Annotated in this window: 27 protein-coding genes; 24 read left to right on the plus strand and 3 right to left on the minus strand. The window is 35.8% G+C overall.

Annotated features, from left to right (window positions below; genetic code table 11):
- The first annotated feature begins 5 nt into the window (after positions 1–5).
- The 5 genes from ACZ5EP_RS09060 to ACZ5EP_RS09080 all read left to right on the plus strand — a co-directional run bounded on the left by ACZ5EP_RS09060 (position 6) and on the right by ACZ5EP_RS09080 (position 3,284).
- Complete coding sequence (locus ACZ5EP_RS09060) at positions 6–812, plus strand: alpha/beta hydrolase (protein ID WP_464508865.1); 807 nt, start codon at positions 6–8, stop codon at positions 810–812.
- A gap of 34 nt (positions 813–846) precedes the next feature.
- Entirely contained in the window at positions 847–1,464 is a 618-nt protein-coding gene (gene recO, locus ACZ5EP_RS09065; RefSeq protein ID WP_464508867.1) for a recombination protein RecO, read from the plus strand.
- 109 nt (positions 1,465–1,573) lie between these two features.
- On the plus strand, positions 1,574–2,719 hold the full coding sequence (locus tag ACZ5EP_RS09070) for an NAD(P)/FAD-dependent oxidoreductase (protein WP_464508868.1): 1,146 nt from the start codon (positions 1,574–1,576) through the stop codon (positions 2,717–2,719).
- A gap of 76 nt (positions 2,720–2,795) precedes the next feature.
- Positions 2,796–3,092 (plus strand): hypothetical protein, encoded by a 297-nt coding sequence (locus tag ACZ5EP_RS09075; protein WP_464508869.1) that lies wholly within the window; start codon positions 2,796–2,798, stop codon positions 3,090–3,092.
- Positions 3,093–3,284, plus strand: coding sequence for a hypothetical protein (locus ACZ5EP_RS09080; RefSeq protein WP_127681613.1), 192 nt, complete (start codon positions 3,093–3,095; stop codon positions 3,282–3,284).
- On the opposite strand, the gene ACZ5EP_RS09085 is transcribed toward ACZ5EP_RS09080, so the two are convergent.
- Positions 3,281–4,699, minus strand: coding sequence for an aldehyde dehydrogenase family protein (locus ACZ5EP_RS09085; RefSeq protein ID WP_464508870.1), 1,419 nt, complete (start codon positions 4,697–4,699; stop codon positions 3,281–3,283). The two genes, ACZ5EP_RS09080 and ACZ5EP_RS09085, sit on opposite strands and share 4 nt — an antisense overlap.
- Positions 4,700–4,787: 88 nt before the next feature.
- Here ACZ5EP_RS09085 and ACZ5EP_RS09090 point away from each other — a divergent pair, with 88 nt between their 5' ends.
- The 5 genes from ACZ5EP_RS09090 to ACZ5EP_RS09110 all read left to right on the plus strand — a co-directional run bounded on the left by ACZ5EP_RS09090 (position 4,788) and on the right by ACZ5EP_RS09110 (position 9,556).
- A complete protein-coding gene (locus ACZ5EP_RS09090) occupies positions 4,788–5,702 on the plus strand; it encodes a branched-chain amino acid transaminase (RefSeq protein ID WP_464508871.1) in 915 nt (304 codons plus the stop codon).
- 62 nt (positions 5,703–5,764) lie between these two features.
- Complete coding sequence (locus ACZ5EP_RS09095; RefSeq protein ID WP_127681607.1) at positions 5,765–6,835, plus strand: SPFH domain-containing protein; 1,071 nt, start codon at positions 5,765–5,767, stop codon at positions 6,833–6,835.
- An 8-nt stretch (positions 6,836–6,843) separates the two neighbouring features.
- The gene (gene hisIE / locus ACZ5EP_RS09100; protein WP_127681605.1) at positions 6,844–7,503 is read left to right on the plus strand and encodes a bifunctional phosphoribosyl-AMP cyclohydrolase/phosphoribosyl-ATP diphosphatase HisIE; all 660 of its coding nucleotides are present in this window, start codon (positions 6,844–6,846) and stop codon (positions 7,501–7,503) included.
- On the plus strand, positions 7,500–8,054 hold the full coding sequence (locus tag ACZ5EP_RS09105) for a DUF2393 family protein (protein WP_464508872.1): 555 nt from the start codon (positions 7,500–7,502) through the stop codon (positions 8,052–8,054). The genes hisIE and ACZ5EP_RS09105 overlap by 4 nt, the downstream gene beginning before the upstream one ends.
- A 98-nt stretch (positions 8,055–8,152) precedes the next feature.
- Positions 8,153–9,556, plus strand: coding sequence for a DEAD/DEAH box helicase (locus tag ACZ5EP_RS09110; protein WP_464508873.1), 1,404 nt, complete (start codon positions 8,153–8,155; stop codon positions 9,554–9,556).
- A 182-nt stretch (positions 9,557–9,738) separates the two neighbouring features.
- Here ACZ5EP_RS09110 and ACZ5EP_RS09115 read toward each other — a convergent pair whose 3' ends face one another.
- Both ACZ5EP_RS09115 and bioD read right to left on the minus strand, forming a co-directional pair.
- A complete protein-coding gene (locus ACZ5EP_RS09115) occupies positions 9,739–10,134 on the minus strand; it encodes a PaaI family thioesterase (protein ID WP_464508874.1) in 396 nt (131 codons plus the stop codon).
- Between the two features lie 25 nt (positions 10,135–10,159).
- Positions 10,160–10,783 carry a dethiobiotin synthase gene (gene bioD, locus ACZ5EP_RS09120; RefSeq protein ID WP_464508875.1) on the minus strand — a complete coding sequence of 208 codons (624 nt, stop codon included), beginning with the start codon at positions 10,781–10,783 and terminating at the stop codon, positions 10,160–10,162.
- A gap of 64 nt (positions 10,784–10,847) precedes the next feature.
- Here bioD and ACZ5EP_RS09125 point away from each other — a divergent pair, with 64 nt between their 5' ends.
- The 14 genes from ACZ5EP_RS09125 to ribD all read left to right on the plus strand — a co-directional run bounded on the left by ACZ5EP_RS09125 (position 10,848) and on the right by ribD (position 23,892).
- Positions 10,848–12,155: an APC family permease gene (locus tag ACZ5EP_RS09125; protein ID WP_464508876.1), complete on the plus strand. Its 1,308-nt coding sequence runs from the start codon at positions 10,848–10,850 to the stop codon at positions 12,153–12,155.
- Positions 12,148–13,203, plus strand: coding sequence for a flagellar biosynthesis protein FlhB (gene flhB / locus ACZ5EP_RS09130; protein ID WP_464508878.1), 1,056 nt, complete (start codon positions 12,148–12,150; stop codon positions 13,201–13,203). The genes ACZ5EP_RS09125 and flhB overlap by 8 nt, the downstream gene beginning before the upstream one ends.
- Positions 13,204–13,427: 224 nt before the next feature.
- Positions 13,428–14,375 (plus strand): DHH family phosphoesterase, encoded by a 948-nt coding sequence (locus ACZ5EP_RS09135; protein WP_464508879.1) that lies wholly within the window; start codon positions 13,428–13,430, stop codon positions 14,373–14,375.
- Between the two features lie 55 nt (positions 14,376–14,430).
- Complete coding sequence (locus tag ACZ5EP_RS09140) at positions 14,431–15,759, plus strand: M23 family metallopeptidase (RefSeq protein WP_464508880.1); 1,329 nt, start codon at positions 14,431–14,433, stop codon at positions 15,757–15,759.
- A gap of 17 nt (positions 15,760–15,776) precedes the next feature.
- Complete coding sequence (locus tag ACZ5EP_RS09145; RefSeq protein ID WP_464508882.1) at positions 15,777–16,304, plus strand: septum site-determining protein MinC; 528 nt, start codon at positions 15,777–15,779, stop codon at positions 16,302–16,304.
- Positions 16,301–17,179 carry a UDP-3-O-acyl-N-acetylglucosamine deacetylase gene (lpxC, locus tag ACZ5EP_RS09150; RefSeq protein ID WP_464508883.1) on the plus strand — a complete coding sequence of 293 codons (879 nt, stop codon included), beginning with the start codon at positions 16,301–16,303 and terminating at the stop codon, positions 17,177–17,179. The genes ACZ5EP_RS09145 and lpxC overlap by 4 nt, the downstream gene beginning before the upstream one ends.
- Positions 17,160–17,615, plus strand: a complete 456-nt coding sequence (locus tag ACZ5EP_RS09155) for a hypothetical protein (protein WP_464508884.1) — start codon at positions 17,160–17,162, stop codon at positions 17,613–17,615. Before lpxC ends, ACZ5EP_RS09155 begins: the two co-directional genes overlap by 20 nt.
- An 11-nt stretch (positions 17,616–17,626) precedes the next feature.
- Positions 17,627–18,508, plus strand: a complete 882-nt coding sequence (gene thrB, locus ACZ5EP_RS09160; protein ID WP_127681583.1) for a homoserine kinase — start codon at positions 17,627–17,629, stop codon at positions 18,506–18,508.
- A gap of 48 nt (positions 18,509–18,556) precedes the next feature.
- Positions 18,557–18,775 (plus strand): YlxR family protein, encoded by a 219-nt coding sequence (locus ACZ5EP_RS09165; protein ID WP_464509646.1) that lies wholly within the window; start codon positions 18,557–18,559, stop codon positions 18,773–18,775.
- Positions 18,776–18,789: 14 nt separating this feature from the next.
- On the plus strand, positions 18,790–21,240 hold the full coding sequence (infB, locus tag ACZ5EP_RS09170; protein ID WP_464508885.1) for a translation initiation factor IF-2: 2,451 nt from the start codon (positions 18,790–18,792) through the stop codon (positions 21,238–21,240).
- A 2-nt stretch (positions 21,241–21,242) separates the two neighbouring features.
- Positions 21,243–21,596: a 30S ribosome-binding factor RbfA gene (rbfA, locus tag ACZ5EP_RS09175; RefSeq protein WP_127681577.1), complete on the plus strand. Its 354-nt coding sequence runs from the start codon at positions 21,243–21,245 to the stop codon at positions 21,594–21,596.
- The gene (locus ACZ5EP_RS09180; RefSeq protein ID WP_464508886.1) at positions 21,593–22,399 is read left to right on the plus strand and encodes an HAD-IIB family hydrolase; all 807 of its coding nucleotides are present in this window, start codon (positions 21,593–21,595) and stop codon (positions 22,397–22,399) included. The genes rbfA and ACZ5EP_RS09180 overlap by 4 nt, the downstream gene beginning before the upstream one ends.
- Positions 22,400–22,459: 60 nt before the next feature.
- Positions 22,460–22,909 carry an LSm family protein gene (locus ACZ5EP_RS09185; protein ID WP_464508887.1) on the plus strand — a complete coding sequence of 150 codons (450 nt, stop codon included), beginning with the start codon at positions 22,460–22,462 and terminating at the stop codon, positions 22,907–22,909.
- A 17-nt stretch (positions 22,910–22,926) separates the two neighbouring features.
- On the plus strand, positions 22,927–23,892 hold the full coding sequence (gene ribD / locus ACZ5EP_RS09190) for a bifunctional diaminohydroxyphosphoribosylaminopyrimidine deaminase/5-amino-6-(5-phosphoribosylamino)uracil reductase RibD (RefSeq protein WP_464508888.1): 966 nt from the start codon (positions 22,927–22,929) through the stop codon (positions 23,890–23,892).

Below are 23,892 nucleotides of genomic sequence, written 5' to 3' on the forward strand. Positions count from 1 at the left end.
TTAAAATGAGAAAATTAATATATTTTTTCATTTTTTTATTTCTTATAGGGTGCGGATATAATATTCCTACCCCTTCCCAAAGACTTGAGAAAGCAGATAAACTTGCAGGCAATAAATTTAAAAAACATATTTTTAATACAAAAGAATTTAAGATTTTTTCTTATGAAGGTAACCTGAAAGGATGTAAGAAAGTATATGTTTATATAGAAGGAGACGGTCTTTCATGGATTACGTCTGATTTAATTTCTTCAAATCCTACTCCTTTAAATCCGGAAGGTTTAAAACTAGCTTTAAACGACCGTCATAAATGTGTTGTATACCTGGCAAGGCCTTGTCAATACGTAAATGATAAACAATGCAATTACAAATACTGGACTGATTGCAGGTTTTCCAAAAAAGTAATATCAAGTTATCAGGATGTTTTAAATCAGCTAAAAAACAAATATGATATAAAGTCTTTTGTATTAATCGGATATTCAGGAGGAGGAGCGGTTGCAGCCCTTATAAGCGCTTTTAGAAACGATGTTTCAATGCTTGTAACCGTTGCGGGCAATCTTGATACAAAAAAATGGTGTGAAATACATCATTTAACTCCGTTAACGTGCTCTTTAAACCCGGCTGATTTTACTGATAAACTGGAGAATATAAAACAGCTTCATTTAATAGGCGGAAGCGATAACAACATTAAAAAAGCAGTGTTTTTTTCATATTATGATAAATTTAAAAATAAAAAAAACATAAAATATTTAATTATAAAAAATTATAAACACAACAGCGACTGGAGCAAAATACTCTTACACGTTAAATATTGAATTATTATATAATTCACAAAAACTAGGAAGTGAATTGAAGGGTTTTATATTAAGCACTGTAAGAGTCAGGGATGAAGATTTAATTGTCAGAATTTTGACAAAAAACGAAGTGTTGAGTCTTTACAGATTTTACGGGGCCAGACATTCATATATAAATGTCGGGTATTTAATTGATTTTCATGTGGAAGAAACCTCCAAAACCACTATACAACGATTAAGACACGTCACTCAGATACCTTTTAAATTTCTTTTTGATATGAATAAAACGATTTTTTTCAAAAGATATATACAGCTGCTAAATAGGCATTTTACAGATGTGAGCAAAGTAGACGAATTTTATTATAATTCACTATATGAACTGTGTGAAAATTTACATCAAAGAGATGTAAAAAGAGCCGTTATAGAGCATTATATAAATCTGCTTGATAAAGAAGGAAGGCTTCATAACGATTTTATCTGTTTTTTATGTGAAAATAAAATCAATGAAAAAGTAGCCCTTGCAAGAAGCTATCTGCCGGCTCATGAGAAATGTATAATGAGTAACGGGTTTGAAAGGGAAAAAATAGAGCTTCTTTTTAATGAAAAAAAGACGCTTCTTTTCAGTGATGAAGAGATTGAAAAACTGTGGCAGATTTTGGAGCTTGGGATATGATGAATTAGTGAGTGGGTAAGTAGGTAAGTTGTGAAGGATATAAGAGGGAAGAAAAAACCTTAACAACTTATCTGCTTATCAACTTCACAACTTAATTAAAAGGAGCATAATGAAAGTACTTGTTGTAGGTGCGGGAATAATCGGAATGACGCTGGCATATGAATGGATAAATAAAAATCCTAACGATGAAATAACAATTATAGATAAAGAACCTCACGAGGCTTTTCACGCAAGCGGTAAAAACAGCGGGGTTTTACATGCCGGGTTTTATTATTCCAGTGATTCTTTGAAAGCGAAACTGACTGCAGAAGGCAACAGGCTTATGAAAGAATTTTGCCATTCAAACGGTATCGGTGTCAATGAAACGGGCAAGCTGGTAGTCGCTAAAAACGAAGATGAAATCAAAACACTTCACGAACTTGCAAAAAGAAGTATTGCCAATAATGCGGGAGCGTATTTAATTACCGAAAAAGAAGCCGAAAAAATAGACCCGAACGCCAAAACATACAAATTTGCCCTTTATTCTCCAAATACCGCTACGGTAAATCCCAGGGAAGTATGCTCGGTATTAAAACGAAAGCTTGAAGAAAAAGGTGTGAAATTCGTATTTAACACGCCTTATGAAAAATATAATCAAAGCTATGATTTTTTAATAAACGCCGCTGGGCTTTACGCCGATAAAATAGCCCATCAAAATGGAGTGGGGCTTGAATATACGATGCTGCCGTTTAAAGGCTTATACAGAAAATATCTCGGAAGTGACAGGATAAAAACTCAGATTTATCCCGTGCCTAACATTAAAAATCCGTTTTTGGGAGTCCATTTCACGCTTATGGCGGATAATACCATTAAAATAGGGCCTACGGCGATACCTGCGTTTTGGAGGGAAAACTATACGATGACGAGCAGGTTTAGTTTCAGTGAAATGATAGAAATTTTATCACTTGAAGCAAAACTGTTTATTAAAAATTCATTCGGTTTCAGAGATCTGGCGCTGTATGAGATGAGATACTATATTCCAAGCAATCTTATAAACGAAGCTAAAAAGTTGGTTAAAAATTTAAGAGGCGAATTTAAACCTATGACACCGGGGATCAGGGCGCAGCTGCTTAACAAAAACACAAACGAGCTTGTTATGGACTTTCTGGTTGAAAGAAAAGAAAACCAGATTCATATCTTAAACGCCGTAAGTCCTGCTTTTACCGCGAGCTTTGCGTTTGCTAAATATGTGCTTGGAAGTGTTAATAGTAAATAGTTGATGGTTGAATGATATTTGACAACGAGTAACGATAATTACCAATAAACCAATAACCAACCTATGAAAGGAAAACATGAAAACAATAGTGCTTGTTAAAGACGGAGAACTTGCCGATTATCCCGCGGATATTTTAGTAAACGGGGAAGTAAGAAAAAGCTATAATCTTGAATTTGAATGTGAAAAACTTGGAATTAAGATGGTAATAGGGTGTTCGATGCCTTCGGATGTAATTAAAAAACTTAGGGATAATGGTATAATATTTATGAAAATAAATTCTTTAGAAGAGCTTGAAGATTTGGATTTAGATATAACATTTCCGGATGAATTTAAAAACAGACGCGGATGGAAATGCGGTAAAAAAGGATTTTAAATGGAAAAACTAAACAAAGCAATAGAAAAAATAAAAAATGACAAATCATTAAACGATTTTGAAAAAGAAAACGCAATAAATCATTTAAAAGAATGGTATGAAGAGAAAAAAAGTATTTCATATATAGAAGAAAAACTGGAAGAAATATGGGAAAAAATTCTTCCGATTTTAAATGAAGCGGGGCTTATTTAACGAATTACGATAGATTTTATTTCCGTCATGTCTTCAATGGCGTATTTAGGACCTTCTCTTCCGATGCCTGAAAGTTTGACTCCTCCGTAAGGCTGGATGTCAAATCTTAAAGTCGGAATGTCGTTTATTATAACTCCTCCCGCTTCAAAGTCGTCAATGGCCCTGTTCATCAGATCCACTCTGTTGCTGAACATTGAAAACTGAAGTCCGTATGGAGAATTGTTCATTTTTTCCACGGCTACTTCATAGGAAGGGACTTTGACCAAACTTACAATTGGAGCAAATACTTCTTCGCATACAACGTTCATATCATCGGTTACGTCGGCCAATATGGTAGGTGAGAGTATATTGCCTTCCCTTTTGCCTCCGGCTATTATTCTCGCACCTTCATTTACGGCGCTTTGAATCCATTTTTCGGCTCTTATTGCAGCTTCTTCGTTAATTAACGGTCCCATAAACGTATCTTCTTCAAACGGGCTTCCGACTTTAAGTTTGGAAGCTTCAATGCCAAGTTTCACCGCAAATTCTTCATATATTTTTTCATCTACGTATATTCTCTGCAGTGATATACATACCTGTCCGCTGTTTGCAAATGCTCCTATTGCGCAGCGTTTAGCGGCCCAGTCAAGGTCTGCCGTGCTTTCCACAAACGTAGCGGCGTTTCCTCCGAGTTCAAGCGTTACTTTTTTAATTCCTGCGCTTTGAAGTATTATTTTACCCACAGGTACGCTTCCCGTAAAAGATATTTTTCTCGGAATCGGGCTTGTAACAAGAGCGCTTCCGACCTCGGCATCTCCGTATACGACGCTTAAAGCGTCTTTTATTGCATATTTACTTTCTATAAACAGTTTAGCAAAAGCGTATGCGGTATAAGGGGCTTCGGGAGTAGGTTTGAGCACCACGCTGTTTCCGGATACCAGAGCGGGGGCAAGTTTGTGGGCTACGAGGTTCAGAGGGAAATTAAAAGGTGTAATCGCAACCACAACGCCTACAGGCACTCTTTTATAAAACGCGGTAGTTTTAAATCCGCTCGGAGTTGCATCCGTAGGTATAGTCTCACCTACTATTCTGTAGCCTTCCGCCGCACAGATTCTAAGGTTTTCTATACATCTTTGAACTTCCACTTTTGACTGGGAGATAGGTTTAGCCACTTCAAGCGTAATATATTCGGCAAATTCGTCTTTTCTTTCTTCAAGTCTGTCTGCGACATCTTCAATCCATGCTATTCTTTGATGAAGCGGCGAATTTTTAGTGTTTTTGAAAGCCTCTTTTGCGATTTCAAGGGCTTTTTTTGCATCATCAGCGCTGCATTTTACATATTTGCTGGTTACTTTTTTGGTGTAAGGATTTACTATTTCTCCAAGCTCTCCGTCAAATTCTTTTGAGCCTATCAGTTTTTTGGCTATCAGTTCCATTTTTGCTCCTTATGGGGTTGTAAAAGTTGTATTTATAGTAATAATATCAAATTTTTGATAAAATTAGCCCAAAAAAGGATATATAATAATGAATGAAGCAAAACTGATTTGGATGGATGGCGAGTTTATTCCTTGGAATGACGCTAAAGTTCATGTTTTAACTCATACCCTGCATTACGGAAACGGTGTTTTTGAAGGAACGAGAGCTTATCAGACTGAAGACGGACTGGCTATATTCAGACTGCAAGACCATACAAAAAGGCTTATTAATTCTGCAAAAATAGTAAAAATAGATGTTCCTTTTTCTCAGGAAGAGCTTGAAGAAGCACAGCTTGAACTGCTAAGAAAAAATGATTTTAAAGGAAATGTGTATATTAGACCTTTAGTGTTTTTAGGTTATGGTAAAATGGGTCTTTATCATATCGGCGCACCTGTTCATGTTGCGATTGCCGCATGGGAGTGGGGTGCATATCTTGGAGAAGAAGGACTTGAAAACGGAATCAGGGTAAAAGTTTCTTCAATTACAAGAAATCCTGTTAAATCTACATTCGGAAAAGCAAAAGCCGTTGCGAATTATTTAAACTCTCAAATGGCAAAATTCGAAGCTATTGAAGCCGGATACGAAGAAGCTCTTATGCTTGATGACGAAGGATTTATCGCAGAAGGAAGCGGTGAGTGTTTCTTTATAGTAAGAGACGGTGTGCTGATTACTCCTCCAAACGACAATTCACTTGAGTCAATCACTCAGGCGACTGTGCTTGAACTTGCAAGGGAAAGAGATATTCCGGTTGAGAGAAGAAGAATAACAAGAGATGAGGTTTATATTGCCGATGAGGCGTTTTTCACGGGAACTGCTGCTGAAGTTACTCCGATTAGAGAAGTTGACGGAAGAATTATCGGAAGCGGTAAAAGAGGAGAAATTACAAAAGAACTTCAGGAAGCTTATTTTGACGTTGTTTACGGAAGAGATAAAAGCTATAAACACTATTTAACATATATATAATAAAAAGAGATTAAAATCTCAAATAAGAGATTTTTAATCTTAATTTATAAAAAAGGAATTTTATGCCAGCAGATTTAAACGGATGGATGAACGATAAAAATAACAATAAAAACGAAAACAAGTTTGAGCCTCCCAAGTTTGAGCCTCCTAAATTTATTCAGGGGAACAGCGGTTTCGGAATTATAATAATAGCTGCTATATTTATAATAGGCCTGCTTTTTAAACCGTGGGTTGTAATTAATTCTGGAGAAGTCGGTATTTTGGCAACTACAGGTAAATTTGAACAAAAACCTTTAATGCCTGGACTTCATTTTTTTGTACCTGTAATACAAAAAGTATATGTAGTGGATACTAAGGTTCATATGATTAATTATAAAAGAATAAGCAATGAAGCAGGAAGCATGGCGGACAGATACGGCACAATAAAAGTATATCCTGCTATTAACGTGCTTGACGCAAGAGGGCTTCCGATACTGGTTGAGCTTTCGGTAAGCTACAGACTAAATCCGAACGAAGCTGCCTATACGCTTGAAACATACGGTAAAAACTGGGAAGATAAAATAATCAATCCAATGGTAAGAGACGTGGTCAGAAACGTGATTGGCAAATATCCGGCTGAGGAACTGCCTGTAAAAAGAAACGAAATAGCTACTTTAATAGAAGCGAAAATGAGAGAACAGCTGGCGAAACTTCCACATAAACCTGTCATTTTCGAAAGTTTTCAGTTAAGGGATATAATTCTTCCTCAAAACATTAAAACGCAAATTGAAAGAGTGCAGATTGCCAAACAGGAAGCCGAAAGAGCAAAATACGAAGTGTTAAGAGCAAAACAGGAAGCTGAGAAAAAAGCGGCGATTGCATTAGGTAACGCCCAGGCTAAAGAAATAGAAGCAAAAGGTAAAGCGCAGGCGATGCTTATAGAATCAAAAGCTCAGGCACAGGCGAATAAAATTATTAGCGAATCATTAACATCGAATTTGCTTAAATTAAAAGCTTTAGAAGTTCAAAAACAGTTTAATGAAGCTCTTAAAGTGAATAAAGACGCGAAAATTTTCTTAACTCCAGGCGGGGCGGTACCTAATATTTGGATGAATATTGACGATAATAAAAAAGTAATATCTACAAATAAATAAGGATTATTATGGTAGATTTCGAAAAAAGCGGGGGTCTTGTTCCCGTTATTGTTCAGGATGCGGATACTAATGAAGTGTTAATGCTGGCATATATGAATGAAGAAGCTTTAAAACTTACCCAACAAACGGGATATGCTCACTATTTTTCAAGAAGCAGAAATAAACTTTGGAAAAAAGGTGAAAGCAGCGGACATACGCAGGAAGTAAAAGATATATTAATAGACTGTGACAATGATACGATTTTGCTGAAAGTAAAGCAAAACGGAGTGGCCTGCCATACTGGAAGAAAGTCCTGTTTTTTTACAAAACTCGACTCAAATGAAATAATATTGGACAAAGTAAAAGAAATAGAGTATAATTTCATCGACGAACTCTATCATACTTTACTTGATAGAAAAAATGCTAATCCTGAAACTTCATATGTTTCTTCATTATACCACAAAGGTGAAAATTCACTTCTTAAAAAAGTAGCGGAAGAAGCGGCGGAGTTTTGTTTTGCAGTTAAAGATAATGACAAAAAAGAAATTATTTATGAAGCGGCGGATCTCGCCTTTCATACATTAATTGCATTAGCTTTAAAAAATATTCATCCGGAAGCCGTTTTGGAAGAACTTAAAAGAAGAGAAGGCGTAAGCGGGATAGAAGAGAAAAGGAACAGAAAAAAATGATGATTCCTTATTTCACTATACTTCACTGGCTAGATATAGTTTTCTTTTTAGTTTTATTTATATTTTTAGTAATAGTATCCATAAAAGCTGCCGGTAACAACAATAAACTGCTATTGAGTATGATATTTGCTTCGTTTGTAGTTACTGCTTTCGGGGCGGTATTAGGGCTTGCCATTTTGGAAAAATATACCAAAAAAGCCGAGCTTTTAAACGTAAAGCAAAGAAGAGTTTTGATCAATGAAACGTTAGTTTTAAAAGGTAGAGTTAAAAATATAGGTAAATTTAAAATAAACTATTGCAAACTGGAAATAAAACTGGTTAATAACGGCTGGGGCGGAGGATTTACCAAAGGTACATTCTTTAAACCGGGAGGTTTGAATATATTCGGAAGCAAAGATAAAAGACAGTCCAGACCTAACACTATCAGAGCGACAAGAGTGATAATAAAAGACGGACTGTTGCCTGGGGAAGTTAAAAACTTTTCGGCAATTATCCCTTATCCTCCATATTTTAAAAACACCTACTTAAACTACAAACTCTACTGTCATTAATTTAGCATATAAGCTAATAAGTGCAGTTATGAAGCGTATGCTTCAAGGTAAAACAGTACAGTTGTAAATATAACTATATAAAATAAACAAGGAAAAAAATGACATTTACAGAATTTAATTTAAAAAAAGAATTATTAAGAAGATTGGAAGAAATCGGATTTGAAAAACCAAGCCCGATTCAGGAAAAAGCTATTCCTGCAGTATTGGAAGGAAGAGATATCGTAGCTCAGGCCCAGACGGGTACAGGAAAAACTGCGGCATTCGGTCTACCTATACTTAATATGCTTAAAAAAGGTCAAAAAGCGTTAATTATTACACCAACCCGTGAACTTGCAATTCAGGTAAGCGAAGAGATTTTTAGATTCGGAAAATATCTCGGAATTCATACCGCAACAGTTTACGGAGGAAGCAGCTATTCAAGACAGATTAACCACATCAAAAATTCGGAAGTAATCGTAGCGACTCCCGGAAGACTTATAGATCTTTTAAGCAGCGGTAAAATCGATATAGCACCTGAATACGTAGTGCTTGACGAAGCGGATGAAATGCTTGATATGGGATTTTTGGACGATATTAAAGAAATTTTCAAATACGTACCGAGCAACAGACAGACGCTGTTATTCAGTGCCACTATGCCAAAACCTATTTTAAGTCTTGCCCAGACAATTTTAAAAGAACCTGAATTTATTCAGATTACCAAAAAAGAAGTTACAAACGAAAATATTAAAGAATATTTCTATGTAATTGATGAACATGAAAGAAACGACGCTTTAATAAGACTTATCGATTATAAACAGCCTAGCAAAGCTATCGTTTTTTGCAGAACTAAAAAAGACGTTGATTTAGTAGCTGAATTTTTAAGCGGTGTAGGATTTGACGCAAAAGGTCTTCACGGAGATATGGACCAAAGAAAAAGAGAAGAGGTTATAAGAGGATTTAAAGGCAACAGAATCGAAATCCTTGTAGCTACAGATGTTGCGGCAAGAGGACTTGACGTAAACGACGTAACACATGTGTTTAACTATCACTTACCGCTAGATCCTGAAAGTTACGTGCATAGAATCGGAAGAACAGGAAGAGCCGGAAAAGAGGGTATGGCGATATCGCTTGTAACGCCTCATGAATTCAGAGCTTTAAGCAAAATTCAGAAAATTTCTAAAATAGAACTTAAAGAGGTTCCGACTTTAAGCGACGTTAAAAATACAGAAATTCAAAAAATTATGGAAAAAATCAGCAATATTAAGCCTAATGACAAATCAATTGAAATTGTTGAAGTATTGCAAAACGATTTTGACCTGTTTACTATTGCGACAAAATTCGCAAGTATGCTTTTTGAAAAAGAAGCCGACGGAAAAGAAAGAATCGGTAAAAGTCTGAATGAAGCCAAAAGACTTATTGAAAGAAGTAAAAATTCAAAAGGCGGAAACGACAGAGACAGAAGAAGAGGAAGAAGAGGAAATTTCAGAGGCAGTAGATCAGGCGGAAGAGGCAGAAGAAGATAAATACTTCTTTTTCTTTTCTTTTATCTATATAAGGTGTCTGTCACTATTTAAATTTGAATATTGTGTACAGTGTATCATTTAGCTTCATTTATATTTTTAAAATTAAGATTTATTATGATTAGCGTATATGATAAAGTATATGTGCTGTATTAAGAAAAAAGAGTAAAAATTAAGGAGTGGGATTATTTTTTTTTCAGTACGTGTTTATCAAGTTTGACACAGCTGAAAATACCTTCAAAAACTTTTATTTCGTTTATGGTCCCTACGACTTTTATCTCTTCTTTTCTTTTTTCTTTCATAATAACTTCGCTTACAAACTCCACTACATCTCCAATTTTTACCGGAGCCATAAATTCACATTGGCTTCTTACAAGCACTACAAAAGGATCGTTAACTGTCGCCATCGCGCAAAAATCAGCCGCTCCGAATGTAAAACCTCCGTGTATAAGACCTTCTTCGTCAACAGCCATATCTTCAGTCGCTTCCAGTCTGACTTTTGCGCTTTCTTCACCTATTTCAATTAACTGTCCGAATTTTTTATTAAATTTTAAATGGGTATTTAATTCTTGAGTTTCCATTTTTTTCTCCTATATAAAATTATATTTAATTTTTTTTCAGTAACTGCTGTGTTATTTTATCTAAATCTTTTTGTATAAATAAGGGATTATATCTTTTCATAAACGGATGCGATATTTTAAAATACTCATTTTCATCAAAAATATTTACCGCATATGTATAGTTTATGTTGTTTGTCTCCAGATAGTACTTATTAAGAAGAAAATCATTAATCATCCCGAGATTTGAGCCTATTACCAGTAAAAGTTTCGCATTAAAAAAACTTAAAAAATCGATCATTTTAAAGCTGTCGGTTACAGGCACAAGCACTCCGCCCGCGCCTTCTATAAGAAGTATGTCGCATAACGGTTTTATTTTATCGTAGGCTTTTTTTATTTTGTCGAAATCGACTTTACCGCTGACAATAGGAGCTGCAGGCAGAGTATGCTGAACGGGAACTATATCATCTATTGTAAGCTCATTAAGTAAAGGATTAAGCTTCTTTGCTTTTTCAAACAGTCTTAGCCCGTCTTGAGGAAATTTTTCAACTCCTGTTTCTATGGGTTTCATTACGCCTATTTTATGCCCTTTTTGAGCTAAATATTCCATTAGTAAAAGTGTGGAATGTGTTTTTCCTTTACCTGTGTTGTTTGCGGAAATAAAAATATTCATCATCTGCCTTTAATAAAAAAGTGTTATAATAATTATAACAGAGGTTTTATACGGAAGGATTCAAATGAGAAAAAAAATAGGGTTTATCGAAGCGTTCAGTATCGGTGTCGGAGGAATGGTAGGAGGCGGTATTTTTGCCGTTTTGGGACTTACGATTGATTTGGCAAAAGGAGCGGCTCCTATTGCTTTTTTGGTAGCAGGGATTATAGCCCTGATTACTTCATATTCATATGTAAAACTCTCAATTGCCTATCCGAGCGAAGGCGGAAGTATAGAATTTATAGTTCAGGCGTTTGGGAATAATCTTTTTTCATCGGTTATAAACAATCTGCTGCTGATGAGTTATGTGATTATGCTCAGTCTCTATGCGTATGCATTCGGAAGCTATGCGAGCGCTCTTTTTATGGGCAAAGAGGTGCTGTGGTTTCATAAACTTATGGCCAGCAGCGTAATAGGAGTTTTTGTACTTATAAATTTAATGGGAGCTTTTTTAACGGGAAAAGCTGAAGATTTAATGGTGTTTATAAAAGTTACGATTCTTTTGGTGTTTGTAGCGGTCGGTATATTTACCGCCGATTTTCATAGACTTTCGCCCGAATACTGGGAAAGTGGTATTAAGATAATTACCGGGGGGCTGATAATATTTTTGGCTTATGAAGGGTTTGAACTGATAGCAAACACGGCAAAAGACGTTGAAAACCCTGAAAAAACTCTGCCAAGAGCATATTACAGCGCTGTTTTGTTTGTAATATTTTTGTATGTGACAATCGCGATAGTTACAGTCGGAAACGTAAGTTTTGAAGAGGCAAAAAAAGCTCAGGATTATGTATTGGCCATAGCTACCAAGCCGTTTTTCGGTCAGGCGGGCTTTATTGTCATTTCGGCAGCCGCTCTGCTTTCTACGGCAAGCGCAATAAACGCAACGCTATACGGAGGGGGAAGAGTTGGGTATCTGGTAGCGAAACTCGGAGAGCTTCCCAGCGAATTTGCCAAAAAGGTAAAAGCCGGATATGAGGGAATGATAATTTTAGGACTGCTTTCTGTTATATTTGCGATATCGTTTAACGTTGAGAATATATCAATTGCTGGAAGTTTCGGATTTTTAATAATATTCGGTCTTGTTAATTATGCAAATCTGAAATTACGAAAAATAACAAAATCAAATTTTATCGTTCCTTTTATAGGAACATTATCATGTTTTATTGCCGCGGCAGTTTTGATTGGATATAATTTTTACAATTCGCCAAAAAGCCTTGTAAGCAGTGCTCTTGTAATAGTGTTTGTTGTACTTTTCAGTTTTATTTATTATAAACTCGGTGAAAGAATGCAAAGTATTCTTGATGAAGATTTGAGAAAGGGAATGAATGGCTGACGATTTAGAAAAAACCGAAGAGCCCACCCCCAAGAAAATTGAAGACGCCAGAAAAGAGGGCAATGTCCCTAAATCAATGGAAACAAGCGGTTTTATCGTTTTGTTTGTGGCAATTATAGTAATAATATTTTATCTTAAATATATTACGTTTTACCTTGAGAGGTTTTACAGGTATTATACTTCTTTTGAGGGAGTGGAGCTTACCAAAAACCTGGTGTTTGAAATTATGATTAATTCCGTTTTGAATTTTTTTATTTTAATGGCTCCGCTTTTCGGTGCGGTAGTTTTGGCCGGAATACTCGGAAACGTCATGCAGTTCGGATTTTTGTTTACTACAAAACCGATTACGCCTTCTTTTGACAAAATTAATCCGATAAAAGGAATAAAAAGGCTGTTTTCTATCAAAACACTTGTAGAAGGCGTTAAAATGACGCTAAAGGTTGCGGTGGCTTTTATCGTTGGCGGCTGGCTGTTTATGAAGTTTTTAAACGAAATACCGAAACTGGAGCTTATGAGTTTTTTTGAACAGCTGAAATGGTTTGAAGAAAAAGCTATGGTTATAGTATTTGCCATGCTTGCCGTTTTTCTGGTGTTTGCCACTATCGATTTTATATATCAGAGATATACGTATAAAAAATCTCTGCGTATGAGCAAGCAGGAAATAAAAGACGAATATAAACAAACCGAAGGAAATCCGGAAATAAAAGCCAAAATAAGACAGCTTCAAAGAGAAATGGCTAAAAAAAGAATGATGAGCGAAGTACCCAAAGCCGATGTCGTAATCACAAACCCGACGCATTACGCCGTAGCTATAAGGTATGACAAAACCAAAGACGAAGCACCTAGGGTAATAGCAAAAGGCGTAGATAATCTGGCTATAAAAATAAAAGAAATAGCCAGGGAACATGATATTATGATTGTCGAAAACCCGCCGTTGGCAAGGGAACTATACAAACTCGTCGAAATTGACGAGCTTATACCTCAAAAACTTTATAAAGCCGTTGCGGAAGTGTTGGCGTTTGTTTATAAGGCAAAAGGGAGGGTTTAATCAATTGAGAATTGAGAATTAAAAAAGCGGGATCCCTGAAAAGTCGTAAGACTTTTTGGGGTGAAGAGAGAATTGAGAAATTGCCAGACTCTGGTAAGCAAACATTTACCTGCAAATATACTAATACAATAATATACCAATATACCAGTTACTTCAAATAGATCAGCAACTTTAATAACCATCCGCCGTCATAAATGCTATAATTTCAACAAAAAGGCTTTATAATGGATATATATAAACAGATATGGAAAGAAATAGAAAAAGCCGATAATATAATGCTTATAGCACATATAAATCCGGACGGCGACGCACTTGGAAGTTCTCTCAGTTTATATCCCGTTCTTAAAAAAATGGGTAAAAAAGTGACTGTATTCAACGCTACAAAACCTCTGCCCCAGTATTTGGATTTCCTGCCGAATTTCAATAAAGTAACTAATAATCTGCCTAAAAAAATAGATCTTACAATTTCTTTTGACTGCGGCAGTTTTGACAGACTGGGACTTGAAGAAAAGCCTTCTTTTTTAATAAATATCGACCATCACGTATCAAATACAAAATACGGTGATATAAACTTGATAGAACCTGATTATGCTTCGACTTCACAGGTTGTATATGATATTTTAAAAGCAAACGGCATTGAAATAGACAAAGACAGCGCACTTTGCATATATACCGCTCTTGTGACTGATACGGGGAGTTTTCAGTATGAAAGCGTAAACGACAGGGTGTTTGAATGTGCGGCAGATCTTGTAAGATGCGGAGTCGAGCCCGATTACGTAGCTAAAATGCTTTTTCAAAGAGACAGACTCTCACGCTTGAGGCTTCTGGCAAAAGCTTATGAAACGATAGAACTGTGCTGCGACGGGAAAGTTGCATTTGTAGAAGTTACTAAAGAGATGATGGAAATTACTGGGGCCATTAAAGACGATACCGATACGATAGTCAACAGTGTCAGGGCTTTGGCGCCTGTTGAGGTTGCATGTATGTTAAGAGAAGATGATGAAGGTATAAAAGTGTCTTTAAGAAGCAAAAATTACGCCGATGTCAGCAAAGTGGCAGTTAAACACGGAGGAGGCGGACATATCAGGGCCGCGGGTGCCACAATTAGAGATGAATTTGATTTTGAAAAAGTAAAAAATATTTTAAAAGAAGATTTAAAAGAGATAATTTAAGGTATTAACCTCAAATTAACCACTCTTATGTACAATTTTGTTAAAAAGGACGGTTATGAAGAAATTGTGGATTTTGATTTTACTTTTAATCGCGGGAGGAGCCGGATTTGTTTATTTTTCACCTATGTTTGAAAAAGTCCCTCCTACCATTAAAATAGAAAGCAACGGATATACCAATCTGAAAAAACCTTTAAAAATAATATTGGAGGATGCTTCGGGCATAAAATATTACCGTGTAACCATGATAGCCGGCGGTAATGTAAGCGAACTTGCAACTCTTACGAATCCTTCTATGGGTAAGGAGGTTGTTTTAAATATTAAACTTCCGCAGACAAACGCAAAAGAAATTAAAATAAACGTTGTGGCCGTTGATAATTCAAAATGGCATTTTTTTGCGGGTAACGAAGCGAAAAAAAGCATTACGCTTCAGGTTGACACAACTCCCCCTATGACGGAGATTATTAACAATTCATACGCTATCGGAAACGGCGGAAGCGCGGCTGCCGTTGTTAAAGTGGCAGATAAAAACCTGAAAGATACGTATATTTTGGTAGACGGTAAATATAAATTTAAACTAACACCGTTTGTAAAAAAAGACTATTATGCGGCGATTATAGCATGGCCTGTATATGAAAAAACGTTTGACGCGGAACTTGTTGCTGAAGATAAAGCCGGAAACGTGGTAAAAGAACATATTCCATATTACTGGAGAACGTATAAATATCCTAAATCAAAAATAACTATCAGCGACAGATTTATAAATACGGTGGCAAAAAGAGTTTTGGAAAAAATGAATCTTTCAATTCCTAACGATCCTGTTGCTATTTTCAAAAAAATAAATGAAACTGTAAGAAAAATGAATGAAACGGAAATTCATAACATTACTTCAAAAGTTTATGAAAACAAAATAAACGGATTTTCAATAGCCAGATTCAATCCGTTGCCTGGAAGCGCCGTAAGAGCATACTTTGGAGAAAAAAGATCATATTACTATAAAGGTAAAAAAATATCTTTTGCTATTCATAAGGGAATAGATCTTGCTAAGATAAAAAGAGCCAAAATATATTCAAGTAATTACGGAACGGTAGTGGCAACAAAATATCTGGGTATATACGGCAATGCTTTGATTATTTATCATCAGCTTGGACTTTATACTCTTTACGGGCATACTTCCGTATTTAAAGTAAAAGTGGGAGACAGAGTAAGAAGAGGACAGGTTATAGCTAGAACGGGAGCTACCGGAGCGGTATTCGGAGACCATCTGCACTTTGGAGTTTACGTGCAGGGGTATGCGGTGAATCCGATTGAATGGATGGATCCTAGATGGATAAGATTAAATATTACCGATATTATTAACGGAGCAAAAAAAATAATCAATAAATAATCCTAAGAGGAGAGAATTTGAGGCAGAAAACGATAAGGGTTTTTGAGGCGGATAATTTTGACAATTTAAAGAAAGTGGTGGAAAGTAAATACGAGCTTGTTAAAAACCACTACTTTTTATTAAAGTCTCATAATAAAGAAATAGAAGAGTTTCTAAAAAACAAAAACCTTCCTTTTTTTATACTCAACTCGGACAGTTTTACTCCTGAAAAGGAAATAACGCCTCAAATAAAAGTGATAGAAAAAGAAATTGTAAAAAAAATTAAATCCAAAACCGTTATTTATGATAAAATTATACGTAGCGGAGAAGAGATTAAAAGCGAAGATAATTTAATCTTTTTAAACAGAATAAATGCCGGGGCTAAGATATACAGCAGCGGCAGTATAGAAATTTTTGACGAATGTGAAGGCAGGGTTGTCTGCGAGGGCGATTATATAATCGTTAAGAAAAACGTTAAGGGGACGATTATATTCAAAGGTGCCGATATCGGAACCGTTGATAAGCTAACTTTATTTTCCGATAATATGAAGAAGGTTTTAGAATGAAACAAAGAACAATCAAAAGAGCCGTAGAAGCCATAGGTATAGGTTTGCACAAAGGAGTGCCTGTCAAACTCAGACTTGAACCGATGGGTGAAAACAGCGGTATAGTTTTTTATAGAAGCGACAAAGGGGTTAGTATTCCTTTAAAGCCGGAATATGTCGTTGATACCAAAATGGCTACGGTAATAGGCAGCGAAGGCGCCGTAGTTTCAACTATCGAACATTTAATGAGCACCGTTTACGCTTTCGGGATAGACAATTTAAGAATCGTGGTGGATAATGACGAAGTTCCTATTATGGACGGAAGCGCCGTGAGTTTTGTTATGATGATAGAAGAAGCGGGAGTTAAAGATTTAGACGCTCCTAAGCAGTTTATGAGAATAACAAAAGAAGTTGAAATAACAGACGGTGAAAAATTTGCAAAAATCAAACCTAACGAAAAAATAGATTTCGATTTTGAAATAAATTTTGACCATCCTGTTATCGGAAATCAGAAATATAAATTTAATTTTTCTACCAAAAATTACGTTGAAGAAATTGCAAGAGCAAGAACGTTCGGATTTTTAAAAGAAGTGCAATATTTAAGAAGTATAGGTCTGGCTCTTGGAGGCAGCCTTGAAAATGCGATTGTTCTTGATGATAAAAAAATATTAAACGATTCTTTAAGATTTGAAGACGAGTTTGTAAGACATAAAATATTGGATGCTATCGGAGATATGAGCCTTTTAGGGGCTAATTTTATCGGCAGTTATGAAGCAAAAGCCAGTGGGCATCATTTAAATCACCTGCTTACAAAAAAAGTACTGGCTGAAAATGCTTATGAAATAGTTACATTCGAAAAAGAAGGGGAAAAAGCGGTTGCAAAAGCCTTTAGTTGATATTGTTGCAGTTGTTATTTCAAAACCTATGCTTATAGGCGTTTATAAAAATTCACAATTATCGGAAACCATTCAAAAAGAGGGAATGACAAGCGATGTTCTTCCCGAAGTTTTTGACGAACTCTTAAAAAAGTATGAAATAAACTCCATTTCGTATTCGAAAGGGCCTGGGTCGTTTATGGCGATAAAACTGGCTTATGTCTTTTTTAAAACCTTCTCCATTACAAGAAATATCAGACTTTTTGCTCAAGATGGATTTTATTTTAACGGCAACACTCCCATAAAAGCAGTCGGAAACAGTTATTTTGTAAAAAAAGAAGGTATAATTACACTAAAAAAAGATGAAACTCCCGGTACGTTTCATCTGCCAAAGAGGCTTGAACTGAATGAGATGAGTGAAGACGTCGAGCCTCTGTATATTTTAAAAGCAGTGTAAGAAGGGTTTTAATGGTAATAACGGTTCCCGCAACTAGCGCAAATTTAGGTTCTGGATTCGATACGCTCGGTTTGGCGCTGAATTTAAGAAATGAAATAGAAATAACGAAAAGCGAATATACGAATATAGAAATTTACGGGGAAAACGCGGAATATTTAAGAACGCTGAAAAGAAATTATTTTGTAGAAATATTCAGCGACCATTATAAAAATTTAACTGGAAAAGAAGACAGTTTCAGGTTTAAATTTAATAATAAAATTCCTCTCTCGAGAGGACTCGGAAGCTCATCAGCGGTAATAATAGCCGCAATTACCGCGGCATACGAAATGGCGCAGGTGCCTTATAAAAAAGACAGAATTATAAATCTGGCCCTTCAGTACGAACCGCATCCGGACAATATTACACCTGCAGCTTTAGGCGGGTTCTGCGTTGCGAAACTTAGAAAAAACCGTGTATATTTTTTAAAAAAATTCATTCCGACTTATTTAAGGGCTGTGGTTGTTATACCAAACAGGACAATTTCCACTCAAAAAAGCAGGAATGCACTGAAATCTCATTATTCGCTTAAAGATATAGTTACCAATATATCAAGTTCGTCAATGATTACGGCTGCGTTTTTCAGTGAGAAATTTGAAATATTAAGAAACGTGGTTGAAGACAAGATACATCAGGAAAACAGAATGAAAGCGGTCCCTGAACTTTTTAAAGTCAGGGAAATTGCTCTGAGAGAAGGTGCGCTTATGTCGACTTTAAGCGGCAGCGGTTCGACGTTTTTCAATCTTGCGTATAAAGACGACGCATACAGTATATATAATGTGCTAAGAGATAATTTTAAAGATTTTACCGTTAAAATCTTACAATTTGACAATGTAGGAGTAAAAGTATACAATTAAATGGAAAATGTAAAGTGTAAAGTGAAAAATGTAAAAAAGCCTGTAAGAATGTGCATTGTCTGTCGCAACAGGTTTTTACAAAGCGAGCTTTTTCGTTTACAGTGTGAAAATCAAAAGCTTATACCTTTTAAAGGGACAGGCAGAAGTTTTTATGTATGCAAAGAGTGCGTAAACGAAAAAAAATTTGTAAATTATATATCTAAGATTTGCAAAACGGATAAAGAAAAAGCAAAATCTTACATTTTACATTTTCCATTTTACATTTAAAAAAAGGAGTTTACTTGAAGATAAAAGTATCAGTTGTTGCGAGAGAATTAGGATTAAAAGCGAAAGAGGTTGTCGATATTGCCAAAGAAATAGGGATAGATGCAAAAACCAGGGGTGAAATCACTCCAATGGAAGCTGCAAAAATTCAGGAATATTTTTTAAATGCCGGCAAAGAGAAAAAGACTCAGGAGAAAAAACCGGAAGAAGTTAAAAAACAGGAAGTTAAGGAAGAAAAACCTCAAAGAAGAAGAAGAGGAAGAAGCAGCTTTAACGACCTTGTTAAAAAAACTCAAAAAGGCATAGAGGTTGTTAAAAAGGCAGAGCCCAAACCTGAAAAAACCGAAAAGCCTGAGAAAAAAGAGGAAGTTAAAAAAACTGAGCCTAGAACGGAAAAACCTAAACCGAAACCTAAACCGCAGCCGGCTAAAAAAAGAGAAGAAAAAGAGCTTCAGATTAATGTCGATTTAGCGGATATGGATGTTATTGAAGAAAACCAGGTAGAGCTTCTGGATCTTTATTTTAACGATATTAACATGAAAAATGATGATGAGCTTGAAGAAAAAGCAAAAACTAAAACTCAGCAGCAAAAACAGAAAAAAACACAGCCCGTTAAGAGAAAAAAACCTAGTGAAGGCGGAATAACAAAAGAGGGCATCAAAAAAAGAAAGAAAAAAAAGAAAAAAGAGGCAGAAATCAAAACAATATCAATACCTAAAGAAGTAAGAGTTTATGAGTTTGCAGAAGCTATAAACAAACCTTTAGAAGAAGTAATCGAAGCTTTAAGAGAACTCGGCGAAGAAAGAGACAAAAACGACTTTTTAGGCGAAGAATATATTGAAACGCTGGCTGAAGAGTTTGAAGTGCCTGTTGAAGTTTATGATCCTTTGGCAGAATTTGATTATGTTAAAAAATACGATTCAGTGCAAGACGATGAAAAAGATTTGGTAGAAAGACCTCCTATCGTAACAATTATGGGTCATGTAGACCACGGTAAAACATCACTCCTTGATAAAATCAGAAATTCTCGCGTAGCAGCAAAAGAGGCCGGAGGTATCACACAGCATATCGGTGCTTATATGGTAGAAAAAGACGGCAAAAAAATTACTTTTATCGATACTCCTGGACATGAAGCGTTTACAGAAATGAGAGCGAGAGGTGCCGAAGTTACCGATATAGCCATTATCGTTGTTGCGGCAGACGACGGGGTTATGCCTCAGACAAGAGAAGCGATATCACATGCTCAGGCGGCGGAAGTTCCGTTTATTGTGGCTGTTAACAAAATAGACAAACCTCAGGCAAATCCTGATTTGGTTAAATCACAACTGGCCGAAATGGGAATTACGCCTGTAGAATGGGGCGGAGAGTATGAATTTGTAAACGTATCGGCAAAAACCGGAGAGGGTATAGATGACTTACTTGAAACTATTCTGCTTCAGGCTGAAATGATGGAGCTTAAAGCCAATCCGAAAAGAAAAGCGAAAGCCGTTGTAATTGAAAGCAGAGTGGAAAAAGGAAAAGGACCTGTTGCTACTATAATAGTTAAAAACGGTACGCTTAAAAAAGCCGACAGTTTTGTATGCGGTAAAACATACGGAAGAGTAAGACTAATTGTTGACGATCTCGGTAAACAGAAAAAAGAGGTAAAACCTGGAGAACCTGCGGAAATTACGGGATTTGACGAAGTGCCTATGGCAGGGGATGTCCTTGTGGCGGTCGAAAGCGACAAAGAAGCAAAAGAAACGGCTGAAAAATGGAAAACTTTCTTAGAAGAAAGAGAAAAATCAAAATCTACAAAAGCGACTCTTGAAGATCTACAAAAAATGATCCTCGAAGGAGAGCTTAAAAAACTTCCTGTTATCGTCAAAGCCGATACTCAGGGAAGTGTTGAAGCTATTAAAGGCAGCCTTGCAAAACTTAGAAATGAAGAGGTTAAAGTTGATATTATTCACAGTGATGTAGGAGCTATTACCGAAAATGACGTTATTTTGGCAAAAGCCAGCGAACCTCACGCTATTGTTTTAGGATTTAACGTGCGTCCTACAAGCGGAGCTAAAAACAAAGCGAAACAAGAGGGTATTGAAATCAGAACTTATTCAATTATTTACGATTTGATAGATGATGTTAAAGAACTTCTTTCAGGTCTAATGACGCCTAAAGTAACTGAAGAAGTAACTGCCACTATTGAAGTAAGAGACGTATTCAGCGTTCCTAAAGTAGGAACAGTTGCGGGATGTTACGTTCAGGACGGCGTTGTTCACAGAGGTGATTTTGTAAGAGTTATCAGAGACGGTGTGGTAATTTACGATTCTAAACTGGCCAGCCTTAAAAGATTTAAAGACGACGTTAAAGAAGTCGGAAAAGGCTTTGAGTGCGGTATTATGGTAGAAGGATACAATGACGTTAAAGTCGGAGATATTCTTGAAACGTATAAAAAAATTGAAGAAAAAGCTTCTTTTGAAGGATAATAATGGGCAAAAGTATTAAAGTCCAAAGAAAAGAGTCTGTTTTAAGGGAAATTATCCCTGAAGCTCTTTCACAAATGAACGACGGAAGAATAAGAGGCTTAAGCGTGGTAGATGTAGTATGTTCAAGAGACGGAAGCGACGCTAAAGTTTATCTTGAAAAAAGCTATCTGAACGATAAAGAGCAGCGTGCAAGTTTAAAGCAGCTTAAACAGGCCAGAGGCTACATTCAAAACTACTGTCTTAAAGCCACCGGATGGTTTAAAGTTCCTAATCTAAGTTTTACTTTTGACGAACTGCTTGAGCAGGAAAATAAAATGGAAGATCTGTTTAATAAAATATCCAAAAAAGATAAATGATTTTTGTAACGGATCTCGATAAAACGCTCTTACGGAGTGATCTCTCGCTTAGCGAATTTACTAAAAATACCTGGAACTCCTTTCCTTTTCCTTTAACTATAGCAACCGCCAGGAGTTTTAAAGGTTCTACAACACTTTTAAACGGTCTAAACTTAAAACATCCTTTAGTTTTATTAGACGGTGCAATGATTGCCAGTCCTGAGGGAAAAATAATAAAGATTAACGATATAGATAAAAAAACCGGCGATGAAGTAATAAACATTATAGAAAAAGAGTTTGACGAAAGGCCTTTGATTGTAGGATTTGAAAATTTCGGAGACGAAAAATTTTTATATCCTAAGAAGATTAACAAATACCAAGAAGAACTTCTTCAAAACTATAAAAATGACAGCAGGGTTTTAAATATAGAAAATTTAAGGGCGTTAAAACATAATCTTAAGATGGTGTATTTAGGTGAGGAAGACGTTCTTAAAAGAATTGAAAAAAAAGTAAAAGAGCTTTTTAATTTGGAAACAAAACTAAGTAAAGACCCTTATATGGAGTGTTGGTTTTTGACGCTTTTACATCCTTTAGGTGACAAAGCGCACGCTTTAATGGAACTGGAGGAAATTATGGAAGTCGATAAAAAAAACGTAACGGTTTTCGGGGACAGTCTGAACGATATCGGTATGTTTGAATATGCGGGTAAATCCGTTGCCGTAAAAAACGCTCTTGATGAAGTCAAAAAAAGAGCAGATATAATCCTGCCGCATACAAATGACGAAGACGCCGTGGCAAAATATCTTTCTGAGTACATAAACTAAAACTTCAGAATATTCTTATAATCACTCAAAAATGATATAATTAAATAAAAAAGGGAATGAATGAACAGAAGCGAATTAAACGATATTATTAAAAATATTGTTGAAGATAACGGATGTGAACTTTATGATATAGACCTTAGCGAAGAGGGAGGTCATAAATATTTCAGAGTTTACATTACGAAACCAGGAGGAGTGAGTTTAAACGACTGTGCCAAAATAAACAATCTAATCTCTCCAATATTTGATATAGAAGACCCGGTTGAGGGGAAATATTTTCTTGAAGTAAGCTCACCAGGACTTGAGAGAAAACTCACTAAGCCAGAGCATTTTGAAAAAAGTATCGGTGAAAAAGTAAAAATAACGACAAACGACGGAACCAAAATAAAAGGCGAGCTTAAAAGCTTTATTGATAATGTTGCTGAAATAGGCAAAGAAAAAGTAAATTTCGATGATATAAAAAAAGCAAAAACATATATTGAGTGGAATACTTACAAATACGAAGATAAATGAAAAGTGTAAAGTGAAAAATGAAAAATTACATGTTTGATCTGATTATAAACGAAGCATGGAAATATCAGTTTTTGACATATCCAAATCCTGCCGTAGGAGCAGCCGTAATAGTAAACAATCAGATTTTTACAGGCGTCCATAAAAAAGCGGGAGAACCCCATGCGGAAGTGAATGCGTTATGGAAAGCTTTTAGTGCTTTTCATAAAACGCCCGAATTAAAAACTTCGCATGAAATACATGAATTTTTACTGCAAAACCATAAAGGCTTTTTCAATAATGCAAATGTTTTTGTAACGCTTGAGCCCTGTTCTCATATAGGAAAGACGCCTTCGTGTGCCAATCTTTTAAAACATCTTAAGCCCAAAAGTGTAAATATCGGATGGCCGGATCCCGTAAAAGATCACGCTGGAGGGGCGGAAATACTTAAAAATGCAGGCATTAACGTTAATGTTTTAAACGATAAAAGATGTTTTGATTTAATAGAGCCGTTTATAAAGTGGCAAAACAGATTTGTGTTTTATAAACTGGCTCTGACAATGAACGGGGCAATTACCGGCGGTTATATAAGCTCTGATAAATCACTTAATTGGGTTCATCATGTAAGGGATAAAATAGATCTGCTGGTAATCGGAGGCAATACGGTTAGAATTGACAGACCGACCCTTGACGCCAGGAGAGTAAACGGTAAAGCTCCGGATGTTTTAATATATTCCAAAAATGACGGTATTGAAAGGGATATCCCTCTTTTTAAGGTAAAAAACAGGAAAGTTTTTATCGAAGAGACTCTGGAAAAAATGAACGATTACAAATTTATAATGATAGAAGGCGGAGAGAGGCTTTATAATGAAATCAAACATACGGTTGATTGGAAAGTGTTTATAGTAAGCCCTAAATTTGCCAACAGATTTAATTTCAGAAGCGAAGACGAATTTGAGATACTTCATACAAACCGTTCGGATGATTTGATAATTTTCGGGAGATAA

Source organism: Nautilia abyssi (genome assembly GCF_055388085.1).

Bases quoted from the DNA above. Each gene is read 5' to 3' on its own strand.
- ACZ5EP_RS09060 (WP_464508865.1), top strand. From the start codon at position 6: ATGAGAAAATTAATATATTTTTTCATTTTTTTATTTCTTATAGGGTGC.
- ACZ5EP_RS09070 (WP_464508868.1), top strand. From the start codon at position 1,574: ATGAAAGTACTTGTTGTAGGTGCGGGAATAATCGGAATGACGCTGGCA.
- ACZ5EP_RS09075 (WP_464508869.1), top strand. From the start codon at position 2,796: ATGAAAACAATAGTGCTTGTTAAAGACGGAGAACTTGCCGATTATCCC.
- ACZ5EP_RS09080 (WP_127681613.1), top strand. From the start codon at position 3,093: ATGGAAAAACTAAACAAAGCAATAGAAAAAATAAAAAATGACAAATCA.
- ACZ5EP_RS09085 (WP_464508870.1), bottom strand. From the start codon at position 4,699: ATGGAACTGATAGCCAAAAAACTGATAGGCTCAAAAGAATTTGACGGA.
- ACZ5EP_RS09090 (WP_464508871.1), top strand. From the start codon at position 4,788: ATGAATGAAGCAAAACTGATTTGGATGGATGGCGAGTTTATTCCTTGG.
- ACZ5EP_RS09095 (WP_127681607.1), top strand. From the start codon at position 5,765: ATGCCAGCAGATTTAAACGGATGGATGAACGATAAAAATAACAATAAA.
- hisIE (WP_127681605.1), top strand. From the start codon at position 6,844: ATGGTAGATTTCGAAAAAAGCGGGGGTCTTGTTCCCGTTATTGTTCAG.
- ACZ5EP_RS09105 (WP_464508872.1), top strand. From the start codon at position 7,500: ATGATGATTCCTTATTTCACTATACTTCACTGGCTAGATATAGTTTTC.
- ACZ5EP_RS09110 (WP_464508873.1), top strand. From the start codon at position 8,153: ATGACATTTACAGAATTTAATTTAAAAAAAGAATTATTAAGAAGATTG.
- ACZ5EP_RS09115 (WP_464508874.1), bottom strand. From the start codon at position 10,134: ATGGAAACTCAAGAATTAAATACCCATTTAAAATTTAATAAAAAATTC.
- bioD (WP_464508875.1), bottom strand. From the start codon at position 10,783: ATGAATATTTTTATTTCCGCAAACAACACAGGTAAAGGAAAAACACAT.
- ACZ5EP_RS09125 (WP_464508876.1), top strand. From the start codon at position 10,848: ATGAGAAAAAAAATAGGGTTTATCGAAGCGTTCAGTATCGGTGTCGGA.
- flhB (WP_464508878.1), top strand. From the start codon at position 12,148: ATGGCTGACGATTTAGAAAAAACCGAAGAGCCCACCCCCAAGAAAATT.
- ACZ5EP_RS09135 (WP_464508879.1), top strand. From the start codon at position 13,428: ATGGATATATATAAACAGATATGGAAAGAAATAGAAAAAGCCGATAAT.
- ACZ5EP_RS09140 (WP_464508880.1), top strand. From the start codon at position 14,431: ATGAAGAAATTGTGGATTTTGATTTTACTTTTAATCGCGGGAGGAGCC.
- lpxC (WP_464508883.1), top strand. From the start codon at position 16,301: ATGAAACAAAGAACAATCAAAAGAGCCGTAGAAGCCATAGGTATAGGT.
- thrB (WP_127681583.1), top strand. From the start codon at position 17,627: ATGGTAATAACGGTTCCCGCAACTAGCGCAAATTTAGGTTCTGGATTC.
- ACZ5EP_RS09165 (WP_464509646.1), top strand. From the start codon at position 18,557: ATGTGCATTGTCTGTCGCAACAGGTTTTTACAAAGCGAGCTTTTTCGT.
- rbfA (WP_127681577.1), top strand. From the start codon at position 21,243: ATGGGCAAAAGTATTAAAGTCCAAAGAAAAGAGTCTGTTTTAAGGGAA.
- ACZ5EP_RS09180 (WP_464508886.1), top strand. From the start codon at position 21,593: ATGATTTTTGTAACGGATCTCGATAAAACGCTCTTACGGAGTGATCTC.
- ACZ5EP_RS09185 (WP_464508887.1), top strand. From the start codon at position 22,460: ATGAACAGAAGCGAATTAAACGATATTATTAAAAATATTGTTGAAGAT.
- ribD (WP_464508888.1), top strand. From the start codon at position 22,927: ATGAAAAATTACATGTTTGATCTGATTATAAACGAAGCATGGAAATAT.